23 protein-coding genes are annotated in these 25,884 nt (G+C 65.0%); 8 read left to right on the top strand and 15 right to left on the bottom strand.

The window, feature by feature from the left end; all coding sequences use genetic code 11:
- Positions 1 to 158: 158 nt before the first annotated feature.
- Positions 159 to 1,571, top strand: coding sequence for a TrkH family potassium uptake protein (locus AC5RU3_RS01040; protein ID WP_309071617.1), 1,413 nt, complete (start codon positions 159 to 161; stop codon positions 1,569 to 1,571).
- 22 nt (positions 1,572 to 1,593) lie between these two features.
- Positions 1,594 to 2,232, top strand: a complete 639-nt coding sequence (locus tag AC5RU3_RS01035; RefSeq protein WP_309071623.1) for a potassium channel family protein — start codon at positions 1,594 to 1,596, stop codon at positions 2,230 to 2,232.
- A gap of 2 nt (positions 2,233 to 2,234) precedes the next feature.
- On the opposite strand, the gene proC is transcribed toward AC5RU3_RS01035, so the two are convergent.
- The 4 genes from proC to AC5RU3_RS01015 form a co-directional block, all read right to left on the bottom strand.
- Positions 2,235 to 3,068, bottom strand: coding sequence for a pyrroline-5-carboxylate reductase (proC, locus tag AC5RU3_RS01030; protein WP_493965137.1), 834 nt, complete (start codon positions 3,066 to 3,068; stop codon positions 2,235 to 2,237).
- 242 nt (positions 3,069 to 3,310) lie between these two features.
- Complete coding sequence (locus tag AC5RU3_RS01025; protein ID WP_309072052.1) at positions 3,311 to 4,297, bottom strand: Ppx/GppA phosphatase family protein; 987 nt, start codon at positions 4,295 to 4,297, stop codon at positions 3,311 to 3,313.
- A gap of 52 nt (positions 4,298 to 4,349) precedes the next feature.
- Positions 4,350 to 7,109: a type I DNA topoisomerase gene (topA, locus tag AC5RU3_RS01020; protein ID WP_458115549.1), complete on the bottom strand. Its 2,760-nt coding sequence runs from the start codon at positions 7,107 to 7,109 to the stop codon at positions 4,350 to 4,352.
- A gap of 203 nt (positions 7,110 to 7,312) precedes the next feature.
- Positions 7,313 to 8,902, bottom strand: a complete 1,590-nt coding sequence (locus AC5RU3_RS01015) for a DUF7059 domain-containing protein (protein WP_493964665.1) — start codon at positions 8,900 to 8,902, stop codon at positions 7,313 to 7,315.
- A 59-nt stretch (positions 8,903 to 8,961) separates the two neighbouring features.
- Between AC5RU3_RS01015 and AC5RU3_RS01010 the strand changes: the two genes are divergently transcribed.
- Complete coding sequence (locus AC5RU3_RS01010; protein WP_493964664.1) at positions 8,962 to 9,420, top strand: hypothetical protein; 459 nt, start codon at positions 8,962 to 8,964, stop codon at positions 9,418 to 9,420.
- Positions 9,421 to 9,431: 11 nt separating this feature from the next.
- Here the strand turns inward: AC5RU3_RS01010 and trhO are convergent, their stop codons facing one another.
- Positions 9,432 to 10,352, bottom strand: a complete 921-nt coding sequence (gene trhO, locus AC5RU3_RS01005; RefSeq protein ID WP_309072048.1) for an oxygen-dependent tRNA uridine(34) hydroxylase TrhO — start codon at positions 10,350 to 10,352, stop codon at positions 9,432 to 9,434.
- Between the two features lie 96 nt (positions 10,353 to 10,448).
- Here trhO and AC5RU3_RS01000 point away from each other — a divergent pair, with 96 nt between their 5' ends.
- Positions 10,449 to 11,099, top strand: coding sequence for a GNAT family N-acetyltransferase (locus AC5RU3_RS01000; protein WP_309072047.1), 651 nt, complete (start codon positions 10,449 to 10,451; stop codon positions 11,097 to 11,099).
- A 56-nt stretch (positions 11,100 to 11,155) separates the two neighbouring features.
- A complete protein-coding gene (locus AC5RU3_RS00995; RefSeq protein WP_493964663.1) occupies positions 11,156 to 13,510 on the top strand; it encodes a DEAD/DEAH box helicase in 2,355 nt (784 codons plus the stop codon).
- Here AC5RU3_RS00995 and AC5RU3_RS00990 read toward each other — a convergent pair.
- The 7 genes from AC5RU3_RS00990 to ssd form a co-directional block, all read right to left on the bottom strand.
- Complete coding sequence (locus AC5RU3_RS00990) at positions 13,507 to 13,893, bottom strand: Rv3654c family TadE-like protein (protein ID WP_493964662.1); 387 nt, start codon at positions 13,891 to 13,893, stop codon at positions 13,507 to 13,509. The genes AC5RU3_RS00995 and AC5RU3_RS00990 overlap by 4 nt on opposite strands.
- Positions 13,890 to 14,210, bottom strand: a complete 321-nt coding sequence (locus tag AC5RU3_RS00985) for a TadE family type IV pilus minor pilin (protein WP_493964661.1) — start codon at positions 14,208 to 14,210, stop codon at positions 13,890 to 13,892. The genes AC5RU3_RS00990 and AC5RU3_RS00985 overlap by 4 nt, the downstream gene beginning before the upstream one ends.
- A 52-nt stretch (positions 14,211 to 14,262) precedes the next feature.
- On the bottom strand, positions 14,263 to 14,553 hold the full coding sequence (locus AC5RU3_RS00980) for a DUF4244 domain-containing protein (protein WP_493964660.1): 291 nt from the start codon (positions 14,551 to 14,553) through the stop codon (positions 14,263 to 14,265).
- 231 nt (positions 14,554 to 14,784) lie between these two features.
- On the bottom strand, positions 14,785 to 15,348 hold the full coding sequence (locus AC5RU3_RS00975) for a type II secretion system F family protein (RefSeq protein WP_309123729.1): 564 nt from the start codon (positions 15,346 to 15,348) through the stop codon (positions 14,785 to 14,787).
- Positions 15,345 to 16,067: a type II secretion system F family protein gene (locus tag AC5RU3_RS00970; protein ID WP_493964659.1), complete on the bottom strand. Its 723-nt coding sequence runs from the start codon at positions 16,065 to 16,067 to the stop codon at positions 15,345 to 15,347. Before AC5RU3_RS00970 ends, AC5RU3_RS00975 begins: the two co-directional genes overlap by 4 nt.
- A 1-nt stretch (position 16,068) precedes the next feature.
- A complete protein-coding gene (locus AC5RU3_RS00965; RefSeq protein ID WP_493964658.1) occupies positions 16,069 to 17,259 on the bottom strand; it encodes a TadA family conjugal transfer-associated ATPase in 1,191 nt (396 codons plus the stop codon).
- Positions 17,256 to 18,323, bottom strand: a complete 1,068-nt coding sequence (gene ssd, locus AC5RU3_RS00960; protein ID WP_493964657.1) for a septum site-determining protein Ssd — start codon at positions 18,321 to 18,323, stop codon at positions 17,256 to 17,258. The genes AC5RU3_RS00965 and ssd overlap by 4 nt, the downstream gene beginning before the upstream one ends.
- Before the next feature lie 115 nt (positions 18,324 to 18,438).
- Between ssd and AC5RU3_RS00955 the strand changes: the two genes are divergently transcribed.
- A complete protein-coding gene (locus AC5RU3_RS00955) occupies positions 18,439 to 20,145 on the top strand; it encodes a bifunctional 3'-5' exonuclease/DNA polymerase (protein ID WP_493964656.1) in 1,707 nt (568 codons plus the stop codon).
- Between the two features lie 79 nt (positions 20,146 to 20,224).
- On the top strand, positions 20,225 to 20,683 hold the full coding sequence (locus AC5RU3_RS00950) for an SRPBCC family protein (RefSeq protein WP_493964655.1): 459 nt from the start codon (positions 20,225 to 20,227) through the stop codon (positions 20,681 to 20,683).
- Here AC5RU3_RS00950 and AC5RU3_RS00945 read toward each other — a convergent pair.
- The 3 genes from AC5RU3_RS00945 to AC5RU3_RS00935 are packed head-to-tail and all read right to left on the bottom strand — an operon-like array spanning position 20,680 to position 23,492.
- Entirely contained in the window at positions 20,680 to 21,363 is a 684-nt protein-coding gene (locus tag AC5RU3_RS00945; RefSeq protein WP_493964654.1) for an NUDIX hydrolase, read from the bottom strand. The two genes, AC5RU3_RS00950 and AC5RU3_RS00945, sit on opposite strands and share 4 nt — an antisense overlap.
- The gene (gene nth, locus AC5RU3_RS00940; RefSeq protein WP_309070548.1) at positions 21,360 to 22,139 is read right to left on the bottom strand and encodes an endonuclease III; all 780 of its coding nucleotides are present in this window, start codon (positions 22,137 to 22,139) and stop codon (positions 21,360 to 21,362) included. Before nth ends, AC5RU3_RS00945 begins: the two co-directional genes overlap by 4 nt.
- A gap of 45 nt (positions 22,140 to 22,184) precedes the next feature.
- The gene (locus AC5RU3_RS00935) at positions 22,185 to 23,492 is read right to left on the bottom strand and encodes a hypothetical protein (RefSeq protein ID WP_493964653.1); all 1,308 of its coding nucleotides are present in this window, start codon (positions 23,490 to 23,492) and stop codon (positions 22,185 to 22,187) included.
- A 299-nt stretch (positions 23,493 to 23,791) separates the two neighbouring features.
- On the opposite strand from AC5RU3_RS00935, the gene acs reads away from it, so the two are divergent.
- Positions 23,792 to 25,774 (top strand): acetate--CoA ligase, encoded by a 1,983-nt coding sequence (gene acs / locus AC5RU3_RS00930; protein WP_493964652.1) that lies wholly within the window; start codon positions 23,792 to 23,794, stop codon positions 25,772 to 25,774.
- Positions 25,775 to 25,884: the final 110 nt, after the last annotated feature.

Genomic DNA, 25,884 nt, shown 5'->3' with positions numbered 1-25,884 from the left:
GGATTCGTCCCACACAATGCGGGTTGCAAAGGCGGCATCGGAGGTACTGGCCACTCAAGCAGGCTACGCGATCATCGCCGGTCCTGCCCACGGCCGATGAGCGGAAGTGGTTTACTACTCGAAGGACGCAGCAGGACGAATGGAGCGGATCAGCGAGCATGGCACGAACACACCCCTCCTGGTTGGGAGGGGAAGACCAGGTTCACCTGCAGCTGCTTGGCAGGGCGCGCGACTTCATCGACAGCGTAGTCAATAGCTCACCTGCACGCGTAGCACTGCTGGTCTTTGCCCTGGTTGTCCTCATCTTCACCGGGCTACTCAGCCTGCCGTTCGCGAGCGCAACGGGCCAGGTCACTCCCCTGCACGACGCCATGTTCACGGCGGTTTCCGCAGTCTGCGTCGTAGGGCTCACGGTTGTGTCCACGGCAGCGCACTGGTCATTCTTCGGTCAACTGGTAATCCTTATCGGCATCTTCGTCGGAGGCCTGGGAACCCTGACCCTCGCCTCCCTGCTGGCGCTGGTCGTCAGCAAGAAGCTCGGCGTGCGCGGGAAGCTGCTCGCTCAATCAGCCCTGAACAACGCGAGCCGCCTCGGTGAGGTCGGCACCCTGCTGCGCATCGTCATCACGACGTCGGTAGTTGTGGAAGTGCTTCTGGCCCTCGCCCTGATCCCGCGGTTCATCGTGCTCGGTGAACCATTCTGGCTGGCTGTCTGGCACGGGATCTTCTATTCCATCTCTGCCTTCAACAACGCCGGATTCACACCCCACTCAGACGGGCTTGTGCCTTACGAGACAGACCTGTGGATCCTGGTTCCGCTGATGATCGGCGTGTTTGTCGGCAGCCTCGGTTTTCCGGTCATTCTGATTCTTATTCAGTTCCGACACCATGTGCGGAAGTGGAGCCTGCACGCCAAACTGACCGTCAACGTGTCCGTCATTCTGCTCGTCATCGGTATGGTGCTGTGGGGCTTCATGGAGTGGTCGAATGACCGGACAATCGGCGGGCTGAGTGCAGGCGATAAAATCATCCACTCGCTCTTCGCATCGGTGATGACCCGCTCGGGAGGCTTCAACCTGGTTGACCAGAGCCAAATGGAGCCGACCACTATGCTCCTGACCGACGCACTTATGTTCGCCGGCGGTGGTTCCGCCTCCACGGCGGGCGGCATCAAGGTCACCACGATTGCGCTCATGTTCCTGGCCATCCTCGCCGAATCCCGCGGCGACTCGGACGTCAGCGTCTACGGGAGAAAAATCCCCCAGGGTGCGATGCGGGTTGCTATCTCGGTGTTGTTTATGGGTGCGACGATCGTTCTGGTCGGAACCGGTCTTATCCTGTGGATTTCGGGCGTTGAGCTGAATCGCGTGCTCTTCGAGGTGATCTCCGCATTCGCAACCTGCGGCCTGAGCACCAATCTCAGCGCAGAACTACCGCCCGAGGGCAAGTATGTCCTTTCCGCACTGATGTTTGCCGGACGCCTCGGGACAATTACGCTGGCATCGGCGTTGGCCCTGCGTCAGCGCAGCACCCTCTACCACTACCCCGAAGAAAGGCCCATCATTGGCTGAGAGACCTGCACACAACGCACCGGTGCTTGTCATCGGACTGGGACGGTTCGGGTCGGCGACCGCCGAACAGCTCGTGAAGCAGGGACGGGAGGTCCTTGCAATCGAGCGTGATCCGCAGCTGGTTCAGAAGTGGGCCGGAACGCTCACCCACGTCGTGGAGGCGGATGCCACCAACATCGACGCGCTCCGCCAACTCGGTGCGCAGGAGTTTACCGCCGCCGTCGTCGGTGTAGGAACCTCGATCGAATCGAGCGTGCTGATCACTGCCAACCTGGTGGATCTGAATATTGACAACCTGTGGGTTAAGGCGATCACGCCGTCACACGGGAAAATCCTCAAGCGCATCGGCGCCAATCACGTGATCTACCCCGAGGCCGACGCGGGCCAGCGGGCCGCCCACCTGGTGGGCGGCCGGATGCTGGACTTCATCGAGTTCGACGACGGTTTCGCCATTGTGAAGATGTATCCGCCGAAGGAGACCCAAGGCTTCACCCTGGGCGAGTCCGCAGTTCGCTCGAAGTACGGCGTCACCGTGGTCGGTGTGAAGTCTCCCGGCGAAGACTTCACTTACGCGCGGCCGGACACCAAGGTCACGAGCCGGGACATGCTGATCGTGTCGGGGCACGTAGACCTGCTCGAGCGGTTCGCTGCGCGTCCCTGAGGCTACCCGCCCAGTTCGCGCGTGATGGCGGCAGCCCGCTCTGCAGCCGCCTTCGCCCCTGCAGCCACGATGTCGCGCAGGCCCCGATCGTCGAAGGTCGCAATGGCACTCTCGGTGGTTCCATTGGGACTCGTGACGGCCTTGCGCAGGGCAGTTGCGTCGGCACCCTCTTCCGCCAGCATGAACCCCGCGCCGGCTACGGTCTGCGTCGCCAGCAGTTTCGCCAGCTCCTCGTCGAGGCCGAGCTTCACTCCAGCGGCGGCCATTGCCTCGGCGAGGTAGAACGCGTAGGCGGGGCCGGACCCGCTCACCGCTGACAGCGCGTCGACCTGTTCTTCCGGAATTTCGACGACGGTACCCGCTGCACTCAGGATGCTGCGGGCCTGGTCCATCAGTTCGGCGGTGGCGCTGGTTCCCGCGGAGATGGACAGCACCCCGCGTCCCAGGCTCGACGGTGTGTTGGGCATACTGCGGATCACCGGCTGGCCGGCCGGCAGGGCTGCCTCGAGCATGTCAATCGAGATGGCTGCGGCGACGCTGATCACTACTGTTCCCGGCTTGAGGGCCGGTGAGATCTCGCGGGCCAGGTCAAGGATTCCCACTGGCTTCACCCCCAGCAGCACGACGTCGGCCTTGGCCGCTGCCGTGGGGTTCGCCTCAGGGTCCTCCGTCGAGGAAAGCACCGCGACGCCGTGCCGTTGGGAAAGGCTGGCCGCCTTCTCGGGGTTGCGGACCGTGGCCGTGACCTGCGCTGCCGGTAGTCCCGCCGCCAGCAGGCCGGTCAGGATTGCCCCGTTCATGGAGCCGCAGCCAAGGAAGGAAATGTGCTGTTGGATGTTCGTAGCCATCGGTCCATCGTGTCAGACCGAACGATTCCCAGCATCCTCACAGGTGGCGCTGGGGGCGCTTCCCAGAAATAGCAGTACAGTCGTTATTACCTCATAAAGGTGCGAGTGATGAGGCCGAGCTCTCCCTGGCTCGGTCGGTGCCGGTGAGTCGAAGCGACGATTTCCCCCAATCCCGCTGGCGGCTCACCGGCACTCTTTGTTGAACCCGACGGCGTGGTGCTCAGCCCGGCTCAGCGACTGCCCAGATGCACGTGGCCAACACCTACCGAAGGCATCGGTTCCTCTGCTTCGAACATCAGGGTGTCGAACCGGCGAAGGATCAGCCCTTCCCGTAACGCCCACGGGCAGATGTCCATTTCAGTGACGTTGAAGACCTCGAACGCAGCCTCGGCAACCAGCGCTCCGGCCAGCACCTGACGCGCACGCAGCTCGGAAACGCCGTCGAGGTTTGTCCGGTCTGCGACCGACATTGCCTCCAGCCGCTTCGCCCACAGCGCGAGGTCCTGTAGACGCAGAGTCCGGCGGACGAACGGGCCGGCGGCGGATGGCGCAGCACCGGCTATACGCGCCAGGGAGCGGAAAGTCTTGGAGGTGCCGGCTACGAGGTGCGGTTCACCGAGCGGCGCGAAACTGACCGCTGATTCCTTGAGCGTCTGCCGAATGTAGCGCCTCAGTTTCTTGACGTCGCGAGGAGCAGGAGGATCGCCGGGCAACCACTCCCGCGTCAGCCGGCCTGCCCCGAGGGGCACCGACCGGGCGACTTCCGGGAGCTCGTCGTGACCCATCGCCATTTCGAACGAGCCACCGCCGATATCCAGGTTGAGGATCGACCCGGTGCCCCAGCCATACCAGCGGCGCACGGCCTGAAAGGTCATGGCGGCTTCCTCGTCGCCGGAGAGCTCCTGCAGGACCACCGACGTTTCCGCTTCCACGCGATTCAGGACGTCGGCGCCGTTGCCCGCTTCCCGGATTGCAGACGTACAGAACGCCAGGAAGTCCTCGGCACGATGGTCGCTCGCGAACGCGCGTGCCTGGCGTATGAAGCCAACAAGTTCCTGCTGCCCCTCGTCACTGATGCGCCCCTCCGAATCGAGGTAGCTGACCAGCTGAAGCGGCCGCTTGTGCGAGGCGTAAGGTACTGGCCGAGCACCCGGGTGCGCATCCACAAGGAGCAGATGTACGGTGTTGGACCCGATATCGAGGACGCCTAGTCGCATGCCCCCATTATGTCGCGCACCGGTTCCCCGGCTTCAATTCACCGTCACGGCGTTACTTCCGGGCTGTCGCCTTGCGCTTCGCCGGGGCACGCCCACCGGACTTTCGCGGAGCAGGACCCTTGGCTCGTTTCTCAGCGAGGAGCGCCACGGCTGTCTCCCGTGTCAATTCCTCGATTGCCGTGGATCTCGGCACGGTGATGTTGGTGACGCCGTCGGTAATGTACGGACCGAACCTGCCCTCCTTGACCACGATGGGCTTCTCAGACACCGGGTCGTCGCCGAACTCTGCCAGTGGTGGGGTGGCGGTCCGGCCACCGCGCTGCTTGGGCTGGGAATAGATCTCCAACGCCTGCTCCAGCGTGATGGTGAAGATCTCCTCTTCCGATCCGATCGAGCGCGAGTCGGAGCCCTTCTTCAGATAGGGGCCGAACCGCCCGTTCTGCACGGTGATCTCGTTGCCTTCGGCGTCCTTGCCCAGCACCCGAGGCAGGTTCATCAGCTTCAGCGCATCTTCAAGGGTGACGGTATCAACCGACATCGACTTGAACAGCGACCCGGTGCGCGGCTTGACCTTCGCCGGCTTCTTGGGCGGCTTGGGCTTGCCGTTCTTGTAGTACTCCACGGGCTGGTTCGCCAGTTCCTCGGCCGTGGGCTCCGGGATGAGCTCTATCACATAGGGCCCGTAGCGCCCGTCACGGGCAACAATGGTGCGTCCGGTCTCAGGGTCGGTCCCGAGCACGCGCTCCTCGGAGGCCGGGGTGTTCATCAGCTCCACAGCTTTTTCGGCGGTGAGCTCATCGGGTGCGAGGTCCTCTGGCACGTTTGCGCGCTGTGGCTCAGTACCCTCGGGTGCATCCTCCGGCAGCGGCTTCTCCAGGTACGGCCCGAACTTGCCCACCCGCAGGACAATGCCGTCAGCAATCTCGACGGAATTGATGCGGCGCGCGTCGATCTCCCCAAGATCATTCACGATGGTGTTCAGGCCGGTTTCCTTGCGGTCACCGTAGTAGAAGTGGTTCAACCACTGGACGCGGCTCTCCTCGCCGCGTGCGATGCGGTCGAGATCTTCTTCGAGCTCAGCGGTGAAATCATAGTCCACGTAGTCGTGGAAATGCTCCTCGAGCAGACGAACAACAGAGAAGGCGATCCAGCTTGGGACAAGGGCCTGGCCGCGGGTGCGGACATACCCGCGGTCCATGATCGTCGAGATGGTAGCCGCGTAGGTGGAAGGACGCCCGATACCGCGCTCTTCGAGCACCTTGACCAGGGAAGCTTCGGTATAGCGCGGGGGTGGCGAGGTCTCATGCCCGATTGGCTGGATTTCCTCGGCACCCAAGGCGTCACCGGTGGCGAGGTTCGGCAACCGGCCGCCCTGCCCCGGCGCATCCGCTCCGCCCGCAGCGTCATCCTCATCACGGGAGGCGTCGCGGCCCTCCTCGTAGGCGGCCATAAAGCCACGGAAGGTGATGACCGTACCGGACGCGGAAAACTCAGCGTCCTTGCCGTCGGGTGTCTGGGCGCCAAGCCGTACCGACGCCGTCGAACCCTTTGCATCTGCCATCTGGGAGGCGACCGTGCGCTTCCAAATCAGCTCGTAGAGCCGGAACTCATCTCCATGCAGCTCCCTGGCAACCTGCGCCGGAGTCCGGAAGGAGTCACCCGCGGGCCGGATGGCCTCGTGGGCCTCCTGCGCATTTTTCGACTTTCCCTTGTAGACGCGGCGGCCGTCGGGGACGTACTCGGGCCCGTAGAGTTCGGAGGCCTGCCGGCGGGCAGCGTTGATCGCCTGGTCGCTCAGCGCCGGCGAGTCCGTACGCATATACGTGATGTAGCCGTTCTCATACAGGCGCTGCGCAACCTGCATGGTGACCCGGGAGGAGAACCGCAACTTGCGGGCAGCTTCCTGCTGCAGCGTTGAGGTGGTGAACGGTGCTGCAGGACGGCGCGTGTACGGCTTCGTGTCGACCGAACGGACTTCGAAAGCTGCCTGCTGGAGGCCCTCGGCAAGAGCGGTGGCCGCTGCTTCATCGAGCAGGGCAACACTTTGCGTCTTCAGCCTGCCCAGGTCGCTGAAGTCCTTTCCTGTTGCCACGCGCGTGCCGTCAACCGACACAAGCTTCGCGGTGAAGGACTCCCCCTTGGAGGCGTCCTTCGGCGAGAAGGTCCCGGTGAGGTCCCAATACGACGCCGCACGGAAGGCCATGCGTTCACGCTCGCGTTCAACGACAAGCCGCGTGGCGACCGACTGCACGCGCCCGGCCGACAGTCCTCGCGCGACCTTGCGCCAGAGGACGGGGGAAATCTCGTAGCCGTAGAGACGGTCGAGGATGCGGCGGGTTTCCTGCGCGTCGACCATGGGGATGTCGAGGTCGCGTAATTCTTCCATGGCGCGCTGGATGGCCTCGCGGGTGATCTCAGGGAAGGTCAAGCGGAAGACGGGAACCTTGGGCTTGAGTACCTCAAGCAGGTGCCAGGCGATCGCTTCGCCCTCCCTGTCACCGTCGGTCGCGAGGTAGAGCTCAGTGGCGTCCTTGAGCGCAGCCTTGAGCTCCGCGACACGCTTCTTCTTGTCCGCGGAGACGACGTAGTAGGGCTCGAAGTCGTTCTCCAGGTCCACCGCGAACTTGCCAAGCGAACTCTTCTTCAACTCGGCAGGCAGGTCGGAAGGCTGCGGAAGGTCACGGATGTGACCCATTGATGCGGTGACTTCAAAGCCCTCACCGAGGTAGCCCGCAATCGTCTTGCTCTTGGCGGGAGACTCGACAATGACGAGCTTCTTGCCGGGCTTCTTGTCCGTTGCCTTAGCTGGCACTTCACTCCTCGATACAGATGCTTCTTAAACAGCAGAACAACCGCTCATTCTGAGCTCAATATGTGAGTTGGCGGGCGTCCTGCCCTTCACAGTATGCGGCATGCCTACCTGCACAAGGGTAACGGCTTGCCTAGGAGCATCCTGCTGCGAGCCCCGCGGCTGTGCACAACGGGTGCGGCACGAGCGGCGGCCGAGCGGTTGGATCAGCGGGCGGGGGAAGCTGTAGCGGGAATCAGGAAACCATCCTCAACGAGGTTGCGCACCTCCGCCACAAGCCCGCTTGAGAACGCTTCGTCGTCGCGTGCCAGGAGAGCTGCGAGCGCACCGATGATCTGCCCGGCGGTGAGGTCGCCGTCGCACGCGGACACGAACCCGGCAAGCTCCGTGCTGAGCAGGGTGGTACGCCGGAAGCCGGCGCCCTGACGCAGCAGGATGACGCCGGGGTGCTCGGCTCCTGGGCGTTGATGCCGCTCCTCGGTCACGTCATCGGCGACGAGTAAGTATGTAGCGGAAAGATCGGGGCACCGGCTCAGCCAGTCCGAACGCTCCACCGCCGCACTCACATGCGGGCCGATTGGCTGTTCGAGGTCGTAGGTGATCTCCTCGAAGCGGCGAAGACCCACCGGACCCTGTGATTTCCTCAGCCACACCATCCCGAATCCGATGTGCTCGACGGAGCGCGAGGCAAAGTCGACCAGATAACCGCTGAAGCGCTCCGCAAAACGGGCGGGGTCGCGGTTCTCGGCGGCATCGCGCAGCCACGTCTCGGCGTAGTGGGTGGGGGTGAGCTGTTCACGCTGCACCACCCAGGCATCAACGGCGTCCGGGAGCCAACCGGTGATCCTGTCCTCCCAGCTCTGCCCCTCGGTGATTTCCCAGTTCCCGAGGAGCTGAGCTGTGCCACCCGGTGCCAGGACGGACGGAATCGCGCGGATCAGGGACGAGACGACGTCATCACCCGCCAGCCCACCGTCCCGATACGTGAACTGGTCCTCCGCCGCTTCTCCTGAAAGCCTCGGCGTGATCACGAACGGCGGGTTGGACACGACCTGGTCGAAGGTCTCCCCCAGCACCGGTTCCAGCAGACTTCCCAGACGGAGCGAGACGCGCGCTTCGAGATTCGCCGGGTCGATTCCGAGCACCCGGGCATTCAGCAGGAGGTTGAAGCGGGTCACTGCGAGCGCGCGCTCAGAGATATCGGTGGCCGTGACGTGCTGTGCGTGTGCCAGGAGATGGAAGGTCTGGATTCCGCACCCGGTCCCGAGGTCGAGTGCCCGCTTCACCTCGGCGCGCGCCGCGAACTGTGCGAGGGTCAGCGACGCCCTGCCGATGCCAAGCACATAGTCGGTTCGCAGCACGCCCGGCCGGATATGCGACCCGAGGTCCGATGCCACCCACACATCACCGCCGGTGTCCGAGGAGTAGGGGCGCAGGTCCACGGAGGCGCGAAGGCCGCCGTCGTACTCTTCCGCAAGGCCCAGCGCAAGCGCTCCTGCAGCACCGGCCGAGGGAAGGGCTTCGTCGAGCACCGGTGGAGGCACCGTCTCCCCAAGCAGGAAAACAAGCACGACGGCGGCCAGCCGGCTTCCTGCCTGCGAAACCTGTGCGGCGCGCGCGGCGAGAAGCGCGGGGACAGGCTGGTCCCGTTCCAGCGCTGCATACGCGTCGGCGCCCACGAGCTCCGCCACGCCGTCGACGGTGTAGTTCGCCGATGCGAGGTCCGAGGCAAGTTGTTCCAGAAGGTTCTGATCGTCACTTCGAGGGGCTTGCGGCACGGCGGCGAAATCTGTCACGGGGCAAGTCTAGGCGCCGTCTGCGCTTTACTAGGGGGATGGGGAGAGTCAGTCTGCGAATGCACACCACACCAATGGCGCTCGGCTGGGCAGCACTCGTCCTTGTCCTCAGCGCCTGCACTTCCGGCGAGAGTCAACCGGAGTCTGTCGATCCTGGGTCCGCGAATGTCGGGGAGTGGTCCAGGTCCGTGCTGGGAGACCGTGACGGCATGTCGCTGGCCGGCGACCACGAAGGCGGAAATGACAGCCGCGGCGCCTTCCAGAACGTGAAGGCCGGCTGGTACCGGCTCACCATGGCCTGTGCCGGCGGCGGGAACATGGCGCTGAGCATCACCGCCGATGACGAGCCTGTCGGTGACGGAACCACCGGCTGCGACACCCCGGCTGTGATCGCGCACATCCAGGTGATGGCCGATGCCGGTGAGCTGGAGTTCGTCGTCTCGAATTCAGGCGAGCACATCCTGTGGACTGTCGGTCTCGAGGAGGCATCCGAGCCTTCCCCAGTCCCAACCGGCTGAGTCGGGTCGCGTCAGGCGGTTCCGACTGCGGCCGTTGCTTCGGCTTCGTCGGTTTCGCAGCCCTGCGGGCAACGCAGGGTTGCAGGATCGGCGGCGCATTCCGCGCAGTACAGGGTCAGATTCCGGCAGCTGAGGTTCGAGCAATTTTCAAACTTGTTGGTGGGCGCAGAGCATCGGACGCACTTGCCGATCGTCTTCGCATCCTTCGTGAATTCGACGTGCATCCGCTTGTCGAAGACATAGAGCGAGCCTTCCCAGAGGCCTGAGTCCCCGTACGTTTCCCCATAGCGCACGATGCCGCCTTGCAACTGGTAGACCTCGTTGAATCCCCGGTTGACCATCAGGCTGGAGAGTACCTCGCACCGGATGCCGCCCGTGCAGTAGGTGACAACGGGCTTGTTCTTCAGATGATCGTACTTTCCGGAGTCCAGCTCGGTCACGAAGTCATGGGTGGTGCTCACGTCCGGGACAACTGCGTTCCGAAACTTGCCGATCTGGGCTTCGAGCGCGTTACGACCATCGAAGAAGACGACGTCGTCGCCGCGCTCTTCCACCAGCTGATGCACCTGCTCGGGCTTCAGGTGGGTGCCTCCGCCGACGACACCGTTCTCATCAACCTTGAGCTCGCCGGGCGCGCCGAATGAGACGATCTCCTCGCGGACCTTGATGCTGAGCCTCGGGAAATCGTCGGCGCCGCCCTCTGACCACTTGATATCCATCTTCTTGAATGCGGGGTACTCCCGCGTTGTCTTCACGTACTGTTTGACGGCATTCAGTTCGCCGCCGACAGTGCCGTTGATACCGTCCTTCGAGATGAGAATCCTGCCACGCAACCCCAGCTTCTCGCAGAGGGAACGCTGCCACAGCCGGATCGCTTCAGGATCGGACAGCGGGGTGAACGCGTAGTAGAGGACGATTCGGTTCATTGACACCCATCAATGGTACCGGCGCCCGGAGGGGAGGTCTCAAATCGGCAACCTCTGCCCGGGCCTATGTTCTTACGGACCGGGCACCACTATGGTTCAGGCATGGGAGCCGCTCTATCTGAACAACTGGTCCGCACCTGGGTTGCCGGCTGGGCTCAATGCCGCGGTTACACACCCCAGGACAACGGCCGGAGCATGTCGGTGGTGCTCACAGACCAGCAGAACCATCTCGAGACCATCGTTTATGAGCCCACTATCGGGGAGTTCCTCGAACTCGCCGGCGAGACCCGCGAGAGCTCCTATCGCGTGCTCACGGTGATTACCAACCGCATGCACGACCTCATCAACGCCTCCGCCCCGCTTCACATGCGAATCACAGACTATGAGCAGGCGCTGATGTGCGCCGATATGGACGAACAGGATGTCGAAGATCCGCGGCCACCGGACGATGAGTTCAAGCTTGCGCACATCCGCGAGGAACACTGCAGGCGCGTTTCGGTCACCGTGGACGGCCAGGAAGTGGCCAGCGGTTCGGTTGCCAGGCAGGACGGTCACGCAGTGTATGACCGCATTATCACGGACCCGGGGTATCGCCGGCGTGGTTTGGGGAGCTTTGTGATGCGTGCGCTCACCGCCGACATCCTCGAGGACGATGTCGAGACTGGACTGCTGATGGCCTCCGAGTCGGGCCGGCACCTGTACCAGTACCTGGGGTGGACCCACCTCGCGGACACATTCGTCATCCGGCGCTGACCGCCGTCGGCTTTGCCCTGCCCGCCTGATTTGTGACGGGGTGACAAAATGGGCAGGTGCCTGCCCACGATTCCCTGATTCCGATTCTCGGCGGGGTGGATCCTGAGCAGCTGGTTCACGTTCGCCAGCTTCCCGCCCGCGACGCGGTGTACAGCGACTGGCCTGCCTGGGCGCATCCTGACGTGGTTGAGGCGTACCAGGCTCAGGGAATCGACCGGCCCTGGGAACACCAGGCTGCGGCCGCGGATGCGGCCCACGCTGGTTCACACGTGGTTATCGCAACGGGCACGGCGTCCGGCAAGTCCCTCAGCTACCAGCTTCCTGTCCTCGACGCCATTCACCGGTCGGCGCTGGCGGAACGGGTTTCCCTTGAGCCGACGGGCGCAGTCGCGCTGTATCTTTCGCCAACGAAGGCACTGGCGGCAGACCAGCTTTCAGCCATCTCCTCCCTGGGGCTGGCGACGGTTCGCGCTGACACGTACGACGGCGACACGGACTCGGGCGCGCGTCGCTGGATTCGTGATCACGCCAACCTCGTGCTGGCGAACCCGGACATGCTGCATTACGGGATCCTGCCGAACCACGCCTGGTGGGCGCGTTTCTTCCGCCGTCTGAGCTACGTGATCGTGGATGAGGCCCACAGCTACCGGGGGGTCTTCGGCTCACACGTGGCCAATCTGCTCCGGAGACTCCGCCGGGTGTGCGCGTACTATGGCGCGAACCCTGTTTTCATCGGGGCGTCGGCAACCTCGGCGGCCCCTGCGGAGTCCTTCGGGAAGCTCATCGGAGCCCCCGTCAGCGCCTTCACCGAGGACAAGTCGCCACACGGTTCGACGACGATCGCTTTCTGGGAGCCGCAACTGACGGACCTGCGGGGCGAGAACGGTGCCCGGCAACGCCGGACCGTGATAGCGGAAACTTCCGACCTGCTGACAAATCTGGTGTCAGCCCAGGTGCGCACGATCGCGTTCATCAAGTCCCGTCGGGGAGCGGAAAGCATCGCCGCCAACACCAAGCGGCTGCTCAGTGAGGTGAACCCGAAGCTGCCGGCCCGCGTGGCCGCGTACCGGTCCGGCTACCTGCCTGAAGAACGCCGTCAGCTGGAAGCCGCTCTGCGCTCCGGCCGGCTTCTCGGCGTCGCGAGTACGTCTGCCCTGGAGCTCGGGATCGACATCTCCGGTCTGGACGCCGTCCTGGTGGCGGGCTGGCCCGGCACCCGGGCGTCGCTGTTGCAGCAGATCGGGCGAGCGGGACGATCCGGTCAGGATGCCCTCGCCGCATTCGTTGCGAGCGACGATCCCCTGGACACCTACCTGGTTCACCATCCCGAGGCGGTTTTCGATGTCGGTGTGGAGGCAACGGTATTCGACCCTGCCAACCCGTATGTTCTTGGACCGCATCTGTGCGCTGCAGCCGCGGAGCTGCCGCTTACGGTCGACGATCTGCCGCTGTTCGGGGAAACAGCTCAGGGCTTGCTCGGTCAGCTGGTGGATCAGGGGCTGCTGCGCAATCGCCCTGCAGGATGGTTCTGGACGCACCCCCAGAGCGCGGCGGGGATGGTCAACCTGCGCGCGGACGGAGGCGGACCCATCAACATCATCGAGAGTGAAACCGGGACCGTACTCGGAACCATGGACTCACCGCAGAGTCACTATCAAGCGCACACAGGTGCGGTGTACGTGCACCAGGGCCAGAGTTACGTTGTCGAAGAACTGAACGAGCAAGACCACTGCGCCGTCGTCACGCGCTCCAATCCCGACTACTACACCCAGGCACGGGACGTCACCCAGATCGAGGTCCTCTCAGAGCGACGCAGCGTCTCGTGGGGTCCCATCCGGGTGTGTTTCGGGGAAGTGAAGGTCACCACGCAGGTGATCTCTTTCCAGCGGAAGGCGTTCGTCTCGAACGAGATTCTTGGTGAAGAGCCTCTGGAACTTGGCGCGAGAGACCTCTTCACAAAAAGCGTGTGGTTTGAGTGCGACAACCGTCTCCTCGAGACCAGCGGTGTCACCGCTGTGGATCTGCCCGGTGCACTTCACGCCGCCGAACATGCGGCGATCGGACTGTTGCCTCTGGTCGCCTCAAGCGATCGTTGGGACATCGGTGGAGTATCGACGGCCCTGCACGCCGACACCGGACTGCCGACCATTTTTGTCTACGACGGCCATCCCGGTGGAGCCGGGTTCGCGGAGCGCGGTTTCGAGGCGGCGAAGACCTGGCTCGGTGCTACTGCGGAGGCAATCCGGTCCTGTGAGTGTGACGCTGGGTGCCCATCGTGTGTCCAGTCCCCCAAGTGCGGCAACCGCAACAATCCCCTGAGCAAGGACGGGGCACTGACTCTGCTCGACATGCTGCTGGCGCAGGCCCCGGACGGGGAGCCTGCGCCAGGCAAGGGCATGTCGGACGATTAGTCCTCCTTCCTGTCAGGATCTGATGGTGGCGGGCCTGCCCGTGCCTGACCTGTTGCCGGGGGCAGCACGGGGCTGACGTCTAGCTCGGTCTGCACACGGACAATTTGGCCCGATGGCCCCTCGATCGAGCACCCGGTCAACCGGATTCCATGGTGCGAGGCCACAGTTGCGGCCACCATGCAGGGGCTGCCGTCACGAAGGCCCCGGGCGGCGTCCGCCCCGGCGAGCGCAGATAGATCTGCTGCGGTAGCTGCCCTCGATGCTGCTACCGACCCTTGGACGAACAGGACGATCCCGGCAAGCAGCAGCAGGGCTGCGAGTGCAACTCCGGCCATGAGCGTGGTGCCTGCTCCGCTTTCGCGGGCCGGCCGCCCACAGGTCACTTCTGCTCCGGCACAGCAAACGCTTGAGCCGAAAGGTTGAGATTGAAGAGGTCCAACACCGGGACATCGACCGTTGTGGTCACTGTTACCGTGTCGTAGCCGCCGCCGGAGTGAAGAGCGATAGACGCATGTTCTCCGGCGATACGGCGAACGGTTGATCCCACACTGGCTTCTGACTCGCCTCGCATCACCTCGCGCGCTCCCGCCCGTGCAGCCTCCTCTATCCGTAGTTGGGACAGTCCAAGCGAAGCGGCGGCAAGAACCACTGCCAGCAAAGCAACCACGGCCGGGAAGGCAACTGCCACCTCGGCTGTCACGGCGCCTTCTTGGGATGCTCTCTTCACCTGGAAGCCCGTCGAATCACCGAACTCAGCCGAAGCTGAGGGCATTTGTGATCAGAGACATGAGCATGCCGCGGATCTCCCCACTGGAAAGAACTGCAACCAGGAGCGCGGCAAAGCCAACGGCAGCCAGGGTAGCGATCGCATATTCAGCGGTAGCCAATCCTGCCTCCGACCGCATCAGAGCCCCTCTGGATCGGTCTCGGGTCCCAACGGCGTTCGCTCGGAGCGGCACCACGTCCGCGAGGGGCCTCTCCTCCACGGGGGCTTCCCGCGGGCGTGCGGACTGGGCTGTTGCTGCTGTGGTGGAACGTGTCATGACAACTCCTCGATCGATGATTTTCCTGATGATGAACCCGGCCGGCGAATGCCGGCCCGTCCGTAGCTGCTTGAGCGGCTGATTCGAGTGTTTCGCGACTGTCCCGGTCCCGATTCGGGAAGTTCCCCTAAGTGGAAAAGTGCAGGCGTTCCGCCGGGTTGTGGAGTTGCGGACATCGTCAACGCCCAGAGCGGAGGCGGAAAGCTTGGTCCCACGGAGGGATCACGATCCTCAGGAGAATGCGGGAAATAGTCCGACCAGAATCGGGATGACACCGAGGCAGACAAACGCAGGCAACGAGCAGAGGCCAAGGGGAACGACCAACCGCACGCCGAGCGCTGCGGCCCGCTGCTCCGCCTCACGGTTCCTCCTGCGCCGAAACTGGGCAGCGTGCGCGGTAACGACGGCTGCGGAGGGCGCACCGGTCGTTCCTGCGAAGCGGAGGGCACGGCCAAGCTCTACCGCGGGTTGGGCATCGGCGGCCGCGGAAACAGTGTCCCAGGCTGTCTCCCAGGACGCGCCGAGATCCAACGCGATCTTGACTGCCGTCAGAGCGGAGCTGACCGGCGGCGATGTTGATCGTGCAAGGACCTCGATGCAACGGTCGAGGGACAGACCGGCAGCAAGCATGGACGCTGTGAGATCCATCATGAGTGCCGGGTCGTCCAGGCCGACCTTGCCGGCTCCGGAAAATTCTCCCTGTGCGGCTGTCGAGAGCCGCTGCTCATGCAGGGCTGACCGGTGCAGAAGCCAGCACCCGGTACAGAGGAGAATCGCCACGACGGCGCCGGTCATGGGGTTTCGCCTGCCGCTGCCCGCACGAGCCTGCTCGACCAGATTCTGCCGGCAATCATCAGCAAGGCTCCTGCGCAAAGAGCGGCGACGCCCGGGACGGAACCAAGGAGGACCGCGATCGGGTCAACCCCGATCAGGTAACCTACGGCCATCCCAAACAGCGGCAGCCAGGACAGGAGGCGGACGGTAGCGCGCGGACCGGCGAGCGCGGTGTCCCTGGCAGCATCAGAGTCCAGTTGGGATTCGCGCTGCACCGCATAACGGGCAAGGACTGCGGCAAGCGGGGCTCCGCTTCGCTCTGCAACCTCAACGCACGCTGCAAGATCCAGCCAGAGACCCCTCAGCCCACTGTCCCTGCAGCGTGAGGCGGCCACCCGCAGCACATCAGGGACGGCAAGCCCGAGTAGGGCAGCCTGATGGGCAGACTGGAGGACCTGCCTGGCCGTTTGAGAGAAGCCGGTGGCAGTGCTCCCGTGGACCCTGAGCGCATCACCCCACAGTTGGGAAGGCGTACGTCCAGCCTGAAGCAGGCCTGTCAACTGGTGGACGAACAGCGGAATCTCATGGGGATCTATCGCCGGCACCCTCCTCAGACCGAAGCGCGGAGTGGCAGCATCGGAGCTGGTCTTCCGTGATGCCGGGGCGGGCAGGGAGCTACGAGGCAGGGCGAAGACCCACCATGCCCCGAACAGGAGTCCTGCAACCAGTGCTCCGATCATGTCACCGGCCCCGTTGAAGCTTCACCGCGAGGGCTTCCCATGACGGCCCCGATTCGGATGACGCGCCGTTCCGCCGAAGTGCAGTGCCCACAACCAGCTGACCCTCTGCACTCATTTCGACAACGCCGATCTCCGATACGGTGCGTCCGGTCCCGGCGCGGACTACATGGATGACGACGTCGAGTGCGTTCGCTGCCTGCAGGGCGAGCGGTCCCGCCTCCATTCCCGCAAGGGCTGCGAGCGCCGACAGCCGCGCAGGGACGCTCGCAGCCGAGTTGGCGTGGATGGTTCCGCCTGCGCCGTCATGCCCGGTGTTCATCGCAGCCAGCAATTCGCGAACCTCTGCTCCGCGGCATTCGCCGACGACGAGCCTGTCGGGACGCATCCTCAGGGCCTGCCGGACCAGTTCGGCGAGGTCCACGGAGCCGCTGCCCTCCACGTTTCCGTGCTTGCTCTGAAGTCCCACGACATGCGGATGAGCTGGGCTGAGCTCGGCTGAGTCCTCAACCGTCACCAACCGCTCATGGTGTCCGCTCAGTGACAGCATCGCCGCGAGCAAGGTTGTCTTTCCGGTGCCCGTTGCGCCGCTGATGAGGAAATTGAGCCGCTGGCTTATGATTCCCCGCATCACGGTGGACATCCGGGTGTCCAGCGCGCCCGAAGCCACCAGCTCGTCGAAGGAGAAGGAACGCTGCCTCTGGATACGGATGGACAGCAGCGTCCCGCCCGTGGAGAGAGGGGGCAGCACGGCGTGGACCCGGAAGCGGTCCAACCGCACGTCCACGCAGGGGTTGCCGTCATCGAGTCGGCGCCCACCTGCGGCGATCAGCCTTGTGGCGAGGGCACGCACCTCGGCGTCGCTGGACAAGGTGAGGTCGGTGCGCTGCAGTCCGCTGCCGTCATCGACCCACACCGCGCCGGGGCCGTTGACCAGAATGTCGGTGACCGCAGGGTCTTCCGCGAAACGCTGCAATGGGCCGAGCCCCTGCAGCTCTGCGCGAACGCGGTCCAGGGTGCGGAAGGCTCCCTCTGCCCCGAGCAGCCGCCCGGTGGACTGCACCGCAGCGGCCAGCCGGGCACCGGTGACCGGCTCGGCATCACTGAGCACAGCATCACGGACCTGCGCCACCATTGCCTGGTCAGTCGTAAGGACGGTTCGGCGCGTCCTGCGGGCTCGGATGTGGGAGTTCATGCGGCCGCCTTCACCAGCCCAGGAAAAACAGCGTCGAACACAGTACGCGAGAAGGAGCGCACGGCCCGGCAGCGCGCCAGTTCCAGCACCCGACCCTGGTTTTCGCCACCGGCAGCAGTGCGCAAATGCGGCAGGTAACCGGCCCCCGGCACACCGATGGCGTCTGCGACCCTCCCCGGGTCCAGGTTCGGCCCAAGAGGGCCGCGGACAACCGCCCAGACCGGGAGCGGCTGCAGCTGCGCAACGAGCGCACGGGCGGCCGAGATGGCCCGCACCCGGCCGGGAACAACAAGAAGTACGCTGTCGCAGTACGGGAGCAGCGAGCCGTCGGCGGACCAGCCGCGCGCAACGTCAACCACCGAGAAATCGAACGCTGAGCGAGCCGCTTCCATGATGGAGGGCACAGCCGCAGATGCCAGTACTCCCGGCGCCGGGGCTTCCGTTCCCATGGAAAGCACCGAGAAGCCGGCCAGCGACGGGAGCGCATGCACCAGCTGGTCGGGGTTCAGGGTGCCTCGAACTTCACCCAGATCCGGCCATCGGACGCCAGGCATCTCTTCAGTACCGAGCGCAAGCTCGAGCCCTCCTCCGAAGGGATCACCGTCAACCAGCAGCGTACGAAAGTCCCGCACGCCCGCAGAGGCGGCCAGCCATCCACTAATGGTGCTGGCACCTACTCCTCCGACCGCACCCAGCACCCCGACGACGGTTCCCTCCTCCCGAGCCCGCTGCAGTTGGCCTAGGTGCTCGGCGAGCCAGCCGGCAGCCTGAGGAAGAATGGCAACGCGATCGGCACCGCACTGCGCTGCCGCTGCCCAGGCGCCCGTTTCCTCTCCGTCCAGGCCGACCACAATGACAGGGCAGCCGGAGACAGCATGCCTCGCACTATCGCTGTGCAGCAGCAGGACGGCGGGGCGTAGCGCCAGTGCCTCGCCCACCGACGCAGCAAGGGTCAGGCCCAGTCCCGCGGCAACCGCAACCCTTGCCGCCTCATCACGGAGACGTTGTGACGGACTGACCAGCACGACGGCCGGCGACTCAGCGGTCGGAACCCAGGAAGACATACACCCAGCCTGCGGTCGCGGCCGGCCGGACAAGGGGCGGATCCCCCCTTATGTGGATACCTTCAGCGAAAGTGCAGGAGAAGTTCCTGCTGCGCGGTAGGCGACAATAGGAGGCGTGTACATCGTCCTCGCGCCGCCGTCGAGCGGGCAGCGCCTCAGCGACGTTAACGATGCACAAGTGGCCTTCCAGCCGGTCGATGCCGCCGGCTCCCCCACCACTGACCCCGTCGTCGTTCCGGCAGGTCAGCAGGCAGAGACGGTGCGAAGGCTGGAACGGCCCGGCACCCGTTGGGTCTGGGACAGCACACGCAGGTGGTACCCCGGGCTGCTCGCTCAGGGCATCACCGTCGAGCGTTGCCACGACATCGCGCTCAGCCGGGAGATCATGCGCCACTCACCCTACTGCGCGTCGACGGACTACGGGAGCCGACTGCAACCCCGTTCGGACGAAACCGAGGACGCGAACCCGTCCCGGATGTTGCCGCCTACGGCGCCCTCACCCGATCAGGGAAGCCTGTTCGAGGCGGTCCTGCCCCAGAGCGGTCCGGACCTATCCGACGTCGTGCAGGAGTTCGCAGCCCAGCAGCGAGCGGTCAGGGCCAGCGACCGTCCGGCGCAGCTCGCCTTGCTGCTCGCAGCCGAATCCGCGGGGGCCCTCCTCGCCGCGGAAATGGAGTTCCATGGCATCCCGTGGAGGGCGGATCTGCACGATGACCTGCTCACCTCCCAGCTCGGTCCGCGCCCAAGAGAGGGGCATCTCCCAGCCGGATTGGAGCAACTGGTAGGGGAACTCCGCACTGCCCTGGGCAATCCGCGCTTCAATCCCGATTCACCCCAGGAGCTGCTCAGAGCCCTGCACCGGGCGGGTATCGAGGTGTCGTCCACGCGTTCGTGGGAGCTTCAGCGGCACAACCATCCCGCGATCGCGCCGTTGTTGAGGTACAAGAAACTCTCCCGGTTGATGGCAGCGAACGGCTGGACCTGGCTGGACACCTGGGTTCGCGACGGCAGGTTCCGACCGGAGTACGTTGTGGGCGGCAGCATGTCCGGACGGTGGGCTTCCCGCGGCGGCGGTGCGCTGCAGATCCCCCACCAGGTACGCGATGCCGTCCGCGCGGACCCCGGCCATGTGCTCATCGTCGCGGATGCAGCCCAACTCGAACCGCGCGTACTCGCCGTGCTCGGCAAGGATTCCGCCCTGGCGACAGCGGGACGCGGCCTGGATCTGTACCAGGGCATCGCCGATCAGGGATTCGGTGGGGACCGGGCCAAGGCGAAGGTGGCCATGCTCGGAGCCATGTACGGCGCAACCACCGGCGAATCCGGCCGCCTCATGCCACAGCTCACCCGCACTTATCCGCAGGCGATCTCTGTGGTGGAGGCCGCTGCGCGCACGGGCGAGGGAGGCGGCGTCGTCGCGAGTTTCCTCGGCCGCGGCTGCCCTCCGCCGTCGGAACGCTGGCTCGCCGCCCAGCGCACCAGCAGCGCCGCCGAGCAGCAGCGCGCGGATGCGCTTGCCCGGTCGCGGGGCCGTTTCACACGCAATTTCGTGGTTCAGGCGACGGCCGCGGAATGGGCTCTGTGCTGGCTGGCTGAATTACGACGGCGGTTGCGTGCCGCCCCGCCCGGCTTTGCTCAAGCGCACATTGTGTTCTTCCTGCATGACGAGGTCATGCTGCATGTACCCCGTGAGCTTGCGGGCGAGGTTTCCACCATGGTGAACGAGTCGGCGCGCGCCGCTACCCACCTGATGTTCGGTCGGATTCCGGTCGAGTTCCCCGTGAACGTCGTGATGGCGGACTCATACGCCGACGCAAAATAGCTGATTCACAAGGACAGATTCACAACAAGCAGGGCGCGCGAACCTGCGAATCGTCAGGGGCGGTGGCTAGGCTCGACGCATGGATCACAGCACCAGCCTCACCCAGCACATCAACGCTTCCCCCGAAACGGTCTGGTCCGTCATCTCGGACATCCCAGGCTCGGCAGCAACCCTGTCCGGGGTCCAGTCGGTGCAGATGCTCAGTGACGGACCGTACGGGAAGGGCAACCGGTGGAAGGAAACCCGCACCATGATGGGCCGCTCGGAAACCGTCGAGATGTGGGTGGAGCAGGCGGACCCGCCGCGCAGCACAACGGTCAAGGCCCTTCAGAACGGCGCGGACTACACCACGCACTTCACGCTCGCGGAACGCAATGGCGGAACTGATCTGACCCTGACTTTCGGTGCCCAGGTCGTCGAGCCCACCATGGCCGGCCGAATCATGCTCGCCCTGTTCGGCAAGATCGGGATGAAGATGACGCGCAAGGCACTGGCCAAGGACCTGGCCGAGATCGCGGCGAAAGCCGAATCGCTCTAGAGCGGCGCGTCGCGCTCGCGGGACTCATCCCAGGGCTGCGTCCAGCCCAACCCATCGAACAAGCGTGACAGTAACAGTCCGGTGAACCCCCAGATCGTGATGTCATCGACCATGAATGCCGGTGTGCTGTGCCTACGCCCGTTGCGCCGCACAACTGCGGTGAACCGTGCCTCGGGCGAGAGAAGCTCCGCCACCGGCGCACGGAAAACGTGTGATGATTCAGCGTGGTCCACTACCCGCACGGGCGTCGGCGAGGCCCACCAGCCGAGCACGGGCGTCACGAGGTAATTGCTGAGCGGGAGCCCCACTTCCGGCAGCTCCCCCAGGACTTCGACGCCCGCAGGATCGAGGCCCGTCTCCTCCTCAGCTTCCCGCAGGGCTGCAGCGGCGGGATCGGCGTCGTCGTCGTCGATTCGTCCGCCCGGGAACGCCACCTGGCCGGGATGGCTGCGCAACGTGCCGGCGCGGGTCACAAACAGGACGTCCAGGTCATCCGGCACAGTTGCCGAGTGGATACGTGCAGGACGGTCATCAAGGTGTCCGAAGAGAATGAGGACAGCGGCCGGCCTGGCGGTTGCAATATCTATCCCGACTACCTGCCATGACTCTGTCTTGTCCCTGCCCGGGCCGATGGGCGCCGCGCTCTCGGCGAAGGCCTTGAGTTGGGAGTACGCGCTCATGCGCTCAGGGTATGGCCGGCAGCCAGCAACTCGGCGCGCGAAGCGCCCTCCACCATACGGCGGTGGAGCTCCTCGCGACCCGGGGCGAGCTCGTACTTCAGGAGCTTCCGTGCCTTGTCCGGGTCAACCTCTCCTTCGCCGTAGGACGGGCACAGCGAGGCCACCGGGCACACACCGCACGCGGGCTTCTTGGCATGGCAGATACGGCGGCCGTGGAAGATTACCCGGTGCGAGAGCATAGTCCAGTCCCTGCGCTCGAAGAGAGCGGCGACGTCGAACTCCACCTTCACGGGGTCCTCCTCCGTGGTCCAGCCGAAGCGGCGGGAGAGGCGGCCGAAGTGCGTGTCCACCGAAATGCCCGGTACGCCGAACGCGTTGGCCAGCACCACGTTCGCCGTTTTACGGCCTACTCCGGGAAGGGTCACCAGATCCTCCAGGCGACCGGGCACCTCACCGTCGAAATCGTCGACGATGCGGGTGGCCAACGCGAGCAGGCTGCGGGACTTCGCCCGGAAAAAGCCGGTGGGGCGAATCATCTCCTGCAACTCATCTTCCGCAGCTTCAGCGAGGCTCCGGGCGTCCGGGTATCGCGCAAACAGGGCCGGGGTGGTCAGATTCACCCGCACGTCGGTGGTCTGGGCTGAGAGGACCGTAGCCACCAGCAGCTCGAAGGGGTTCCGGAAATCCAGTTCCGCTACAGCGTATGGGTACGTCTCTGCGAGCACGCGATGGATCCTACGCGCCCGGCGCTTCAGCGCGATCGGCGATACATCCACGATGACCCGGTTTCCCTTTCCGTTGCCGCCCGCCCGTGCCGCCTGCTATCCCTCGCGGGGTGCGCGTTCGATGTTGCGCAGGTCCCGCATAACACCAATGCGGCCGGTGCGCTTGTCCTGAACGAGGAACTCATGCCCGCGGTCCTCGATGCCAACTTCCCAGTCACCGGGCTGGAGCACGAACAAGGGTGCCCCGGTCTGCTCGTCCACTACCGAGCGGGGAGTTCCGACGGCGAACCAGAATGCCTCGAGCACCGGCTCATCATCCTCGGCATCCCGGGTAGCGGAAATGGACTCGGTCCGCGGGTGCGCGGCTTCCTCGGTGCTGCTGTCCGTCTGCCGCACAGTCTGCTGCGCCATGGTCCGCTCCGCGGCCTTCTCAACTGCTGGCTGCGCAACAGTGGCAGCGGGAGCAGCGGCTTCTGCGGCTGCTCCCGAGCTGGACACCGCGTGTGAGCCGGAGCCGCGCTGCGCTTCCGGCTGCGCTGCACCTGCACTGGGAGCTGCAGGCTCCGCCTCCCTTGTCTCGGTGGGGCGGGCGGTGCTCTCAGTGTGCGGAGCGGAGTCCTGCTTGGCTGCGGGAACCTGCGCGTGCTCTGTTGCAGGAGTTTGCGCCTGCCCTGCCGCGGAGCCGTGCGAGGCACCGGCGCCCTGGCCTGCAGCGTAATCAACGACGGCATACCCGGCGCTGTAGCCGGCGCTGCTCGGCCCGCCAGTGACGGACTCGCCTGCCGAAGAATCATTCCATCCCGTCACGGTCTCTGCAGGAACCGGCTTCGGCGGACGCGGCTTGGCGGGCAACGCCTCCCGGGCGATCCGATGGGCGGACGACGACGGACGACCCGCGAAATCCGGCTTGAAGACGCCGAGGTGGGGACCGCCGACCGTTGCGACGAAGAACCCGACCGATCCGAGCAACGCGATGAACGCACCGACCTCGAAAGTGGTAACGGTCTGCAGGAAGAAGAATGCGGCGGCGAACGCTGCGGTCACCGAGGCGAACTGGTCGACAGAGAGCGATCCGACGCGCAGGCTCTTGGCTCCCAGCCGGCGGCCCACGATCAGCGACAGCGCCGCAACCGGAAGCAGGATCCCGATGCCCAGGAAGAAGAGGGAGAACGTGCGCCACAGATTGACGCCGTCCACAAAGGGCAGGATTGTGCCGACGAACATCACCAGCACCGAGACACCGATGACCGTTTCACGCAGGGTGAAGGGCCCTGCTACAGCCTCGGGCCCGCTGTGCCCGGCGGTAGCGGAGGCATCTGCAGGTGTTTCGGACCGGCCTGATTGCTGCACCGGCGAGCTGTGCGCGGTGTCTGCGCCGCCGTCGTACTGGCGCTGTTCGGTCATGTCTGGATTCTCCGTTTCATAACGGCGGCTTCTGCCGCAGTCAGGTGCCGAAGGCGTTGAGCCGGATTCGGATTTCTTTGATAACCCTAGTCAACGCCTACTTCCTTTCCTACCAATGATGGGACATGTCGGCGTCCCGCGCTCACCGCTCATCGCAGAATCAGTGCCTTTCGCATCTACTGTGTGACCACCAGCACACCGATCGGGTGGCGCCCCCACTAATGTGGAACACAGCACATCAGCGGCTTGAATTGTCTGTTCGGGTCCGCCTCCGCACTGAATGGCCGAAGGGGTTCACAATGTCTGAAGACACCCAGGTTTCCACGGGTGACGCATTCGAAAATCTGCTGCATGAGGAGCGACGCTTCCCGCCGAGCGAGGACTTCGCGGCCAGCGCCATCGCGACGGCCGAGCTGTATGAGCAGGGGAAACAGGGCCCCGAGTTCTGGGCGAGCCAGGCCCGGGAGTTGCTGACCTGGCACCAGGATTTCTCACAGGCCCTGGACTGGTCTGAGGCGCCGTTCGCCAAGTGGTTCGTCGGCGGAAAGGTCAATGCCGCGTACAACGCCCTGGACCGCCATGTGGAGCAGGGCCGCGGCGACCGTGTGGCGATCCATTTCGAGGGCGAACCCGGTGACACGCTTACCTACACCTACGCAGAGCTGACAACGGCGGTGAAGAAGGCCGCCAACGCCTTCGAGTCCCTGGGCGTGACCAAGGGCGACCGCGTTGCCGTCTACCTGCCCATGATCCCTGAGGCCGTTATCACCATGCTGGCCTGCGCCCGCATCGGCGCGGTCCACTCCGTGGTCTTCGGAGGATTCTCAGCCGATGCCCTGCGCAGCCGGATCGACGACGCCGAAGCGAAGCTGGTGGTCACCTCCGACGGCACCTACCGCAGGGGTAAGCCGAGCTCCCTCAAACCCGCCGTGGACAGCGCACTGGAGCGCCCCGGCCATACCGTCGAGAACGTCGTCGTGGTCAAGCGCAACGGGGAACCGGTGGAGTGGGTGGAAGGCCGCGACCGCTGGTGGCACGACGTCGTCGGTGAGGCCTCCGATGAGCACACCGCCGAGGGCCACGATTCCGAGCACCCACTCTTCATCCTCTACACCTCGGGCACCACCGGTAAGCCCAAGGGCATCCTGCACACCACCGGCGGGTTCCTGACCCAGACCGCATTCACCCAGAAGTACGCCTTCGACCTGCACCCTGAGACCGATGTCTTCTGGTGCACGGCCGACATCGGCTGGGTGACAGGGCACAGCTACGTCGCGTACTCACCGCTGGTCAACGGCGCCACCCAGCTCATCTATGAGGGCACGCCGGACACCCCCCACCAGGGCCGCTGGTGGGAGCTCGTGGAGAAGTACAAGGTATCGATCCTTTACACCGCGCCCACCGCCATCCGCACGTTCATGAAGTGGGGGCGCGACATTCCCGCGAAGTTCGACCTCTCCTCCATCCGCGTCCTCGGTTCGGTGGGTGAGCCCATCAACCCCGAGGCGTGGATGTGGTACCGGGAAATCATCGGCGGCAACGGCGGGCGATCAGAAACCCGCGCACCGATCGTCGACACGTGGTGGCAGACCGAAACCGGCGCGCACATGATCTCCCCGCTCCCCGGCGTGACTGCCTGCAAGCCGGGATCGGCGCAGGTGGCCATGCCCGGCATCGCGGTGGATGTGGTGGACGAGATGGGTCAGTCCGTACCCAACGGCTCCGGCGGCTACCTCGTGATCCGTGAGCCCTGGCCGTCCATGCTCCGCGGGATCTGGGGTGACCCGCAGCGGTTCAAGGACACCTACTGGTCCCGGTTCGACAACATGTATTTCGCGGGAGACGGCGCAAAGCGCGACGAGGACGGCGACATCTGGCTGCTCGGCCGGGTGGACGACGTCATGAATGTCTCGGGCCACCGCCTGTCGACGACGGAAATCGAGTCCGCGCTTGTGAGCCATCCGTCGGTGGCGGAGGCCGCCGTCGTCGGCGCTTCCGACGAAACCACCGGCGAGGCTGTGGTCGCCTTCGTGATCCTGCGCGGTTCTGCTGCCCAGGACGACGACGTCGTCACCACCCTTCGCAACCACGTCGCCAAGGAGATCGGACCGATCGCGAAGCCACGCAACATCCTGGTGGTGCCGGAGCTGCCCAAGACACGCTCGGGCAAGATCATGCGGCGCCTGCTCAAGGACGTGGCGGAGGGCCGGGAGGTCGGCGACGCCACCACCCTGTCCGACCCGACGATCATGCAGCAGATCGCGGCATCGCTGAGAAAGTAGTCTCTTTCGCTCCCTGCTGTCCGGCTGCCGCTTCTCAAGCGGCAGTCGGACAGGAACTGTGATGCAGGTCTACCGACACTGTGATGTTGACCGGAATTGCTGGCCGCTCG

The sequence above is a fragment of the Arthrobacter sp. MDB1-55 genome (assembly GCF_059092925.1).
This window is presented reverse-complemented; position numbering and strand designations above follow the sequence as displayed.

What these genes read in the sequence shown, in the direction of transcription:
- AC5RU3_RS00945 (WP_493964654.1), bottom strand. Translation starts at nt 21,363, where the DNA reads ATGAGCGCGTACTCCCAACTCAAGGCCTTCGCCGAGAGCGCGGCGCCC.
- acs (WP_493964652.1), top strand. Translation starts at nt 23,792, where the DNA reads ATGTCTGAAGACACCCAGGTTTCCACGGGTGACGCATTCGAAAATCTG.
- AC5RU3_RS00935 (WP_493964653.1), bottom strand. Translation starts at nt 23,492, where the DNA reads ATGACCGAACAGCGCCAGTACGACGGCGGCGCAGACACCGCGCACAGC.
- AC5RU3_RS01040 (WP_309071617.1), top strand. Translation starts at nt 159, where the DNA reads ATGGCACGAACACACCCCTCCTGGTTGGGAGGGGAAGACCAGGTTCAC.
- AC5RU3_RS00970 (WP_493964659.1), bottom strand. Translation starts at nt 16,067, where the DNA reads ATGATCGGAGCACTGGTTGCAGGACTCCTGTTCGGGGCATGGTGGGTC.
- AC5RU3_RS00975 (WP_309123729.1), bottom strand. Translation starts at nt 15,348, where the DNA reads ATGACCGGCGCCGTCGTGGCGATTCTCCTCTGTACCGGGTGCTGGCTT.
- AC5RU3_RS01025 (WP_309072052.1), bottom strand. Translation starts at nt 4,297, where the DNA reads ATGCGACTAGGCGTCCTCGATATCGGGTCCAACACCGTACATCTGCTC.
- AC5RU3_RS01010 (WP_493964664.1), top strand. Translation starts at nt 8,962, where the DNA reads ATGCACACCACACCAATGGCGCTCGGCTGGGCAGCACTCGTCCTTGTC.
- AC5RU3_RS00950 (WP_493964655.1), top strand. Translation starts at nt 20,225, where the DNA reads ATGGATCACAGCACCAGCCTCACCCAGCACATCAACGCTTCCCCCGAA.
- AC5RU3_RS00965 (WP_493964658.1), bottom strand. Translation starts at nt 17,259, where the DNA reads ATGAACTCCCACATCCGAGCCCGCAGGACGCGCCGAACCGTCCTTACG.
- ssd (WP_493964657.1), bottom strand. Translation starts at nt 18,323, where the DNA reads ATGTCTTCCTGGGTTCCGACCGCTGAGTCGCCGGCCGTCGTGCTGGTC.
- AC5RU3_RS01000 (WP_309072047.1), top strand. Translation starts at nt 10,449, where the DNA reads ATGGGAGCCGCTCTATCTGAACAACTGGTCCGCACCTGGGTTGCCGGC.
- AC5RU3_RS00980 (WP_493964660.1), bottom strand. Translation starts at nt 14,553, where the DNA reads ATGACACGTTCCACCACAGCAGCAACAGCCCAGTCCGCACGCCCGCGG.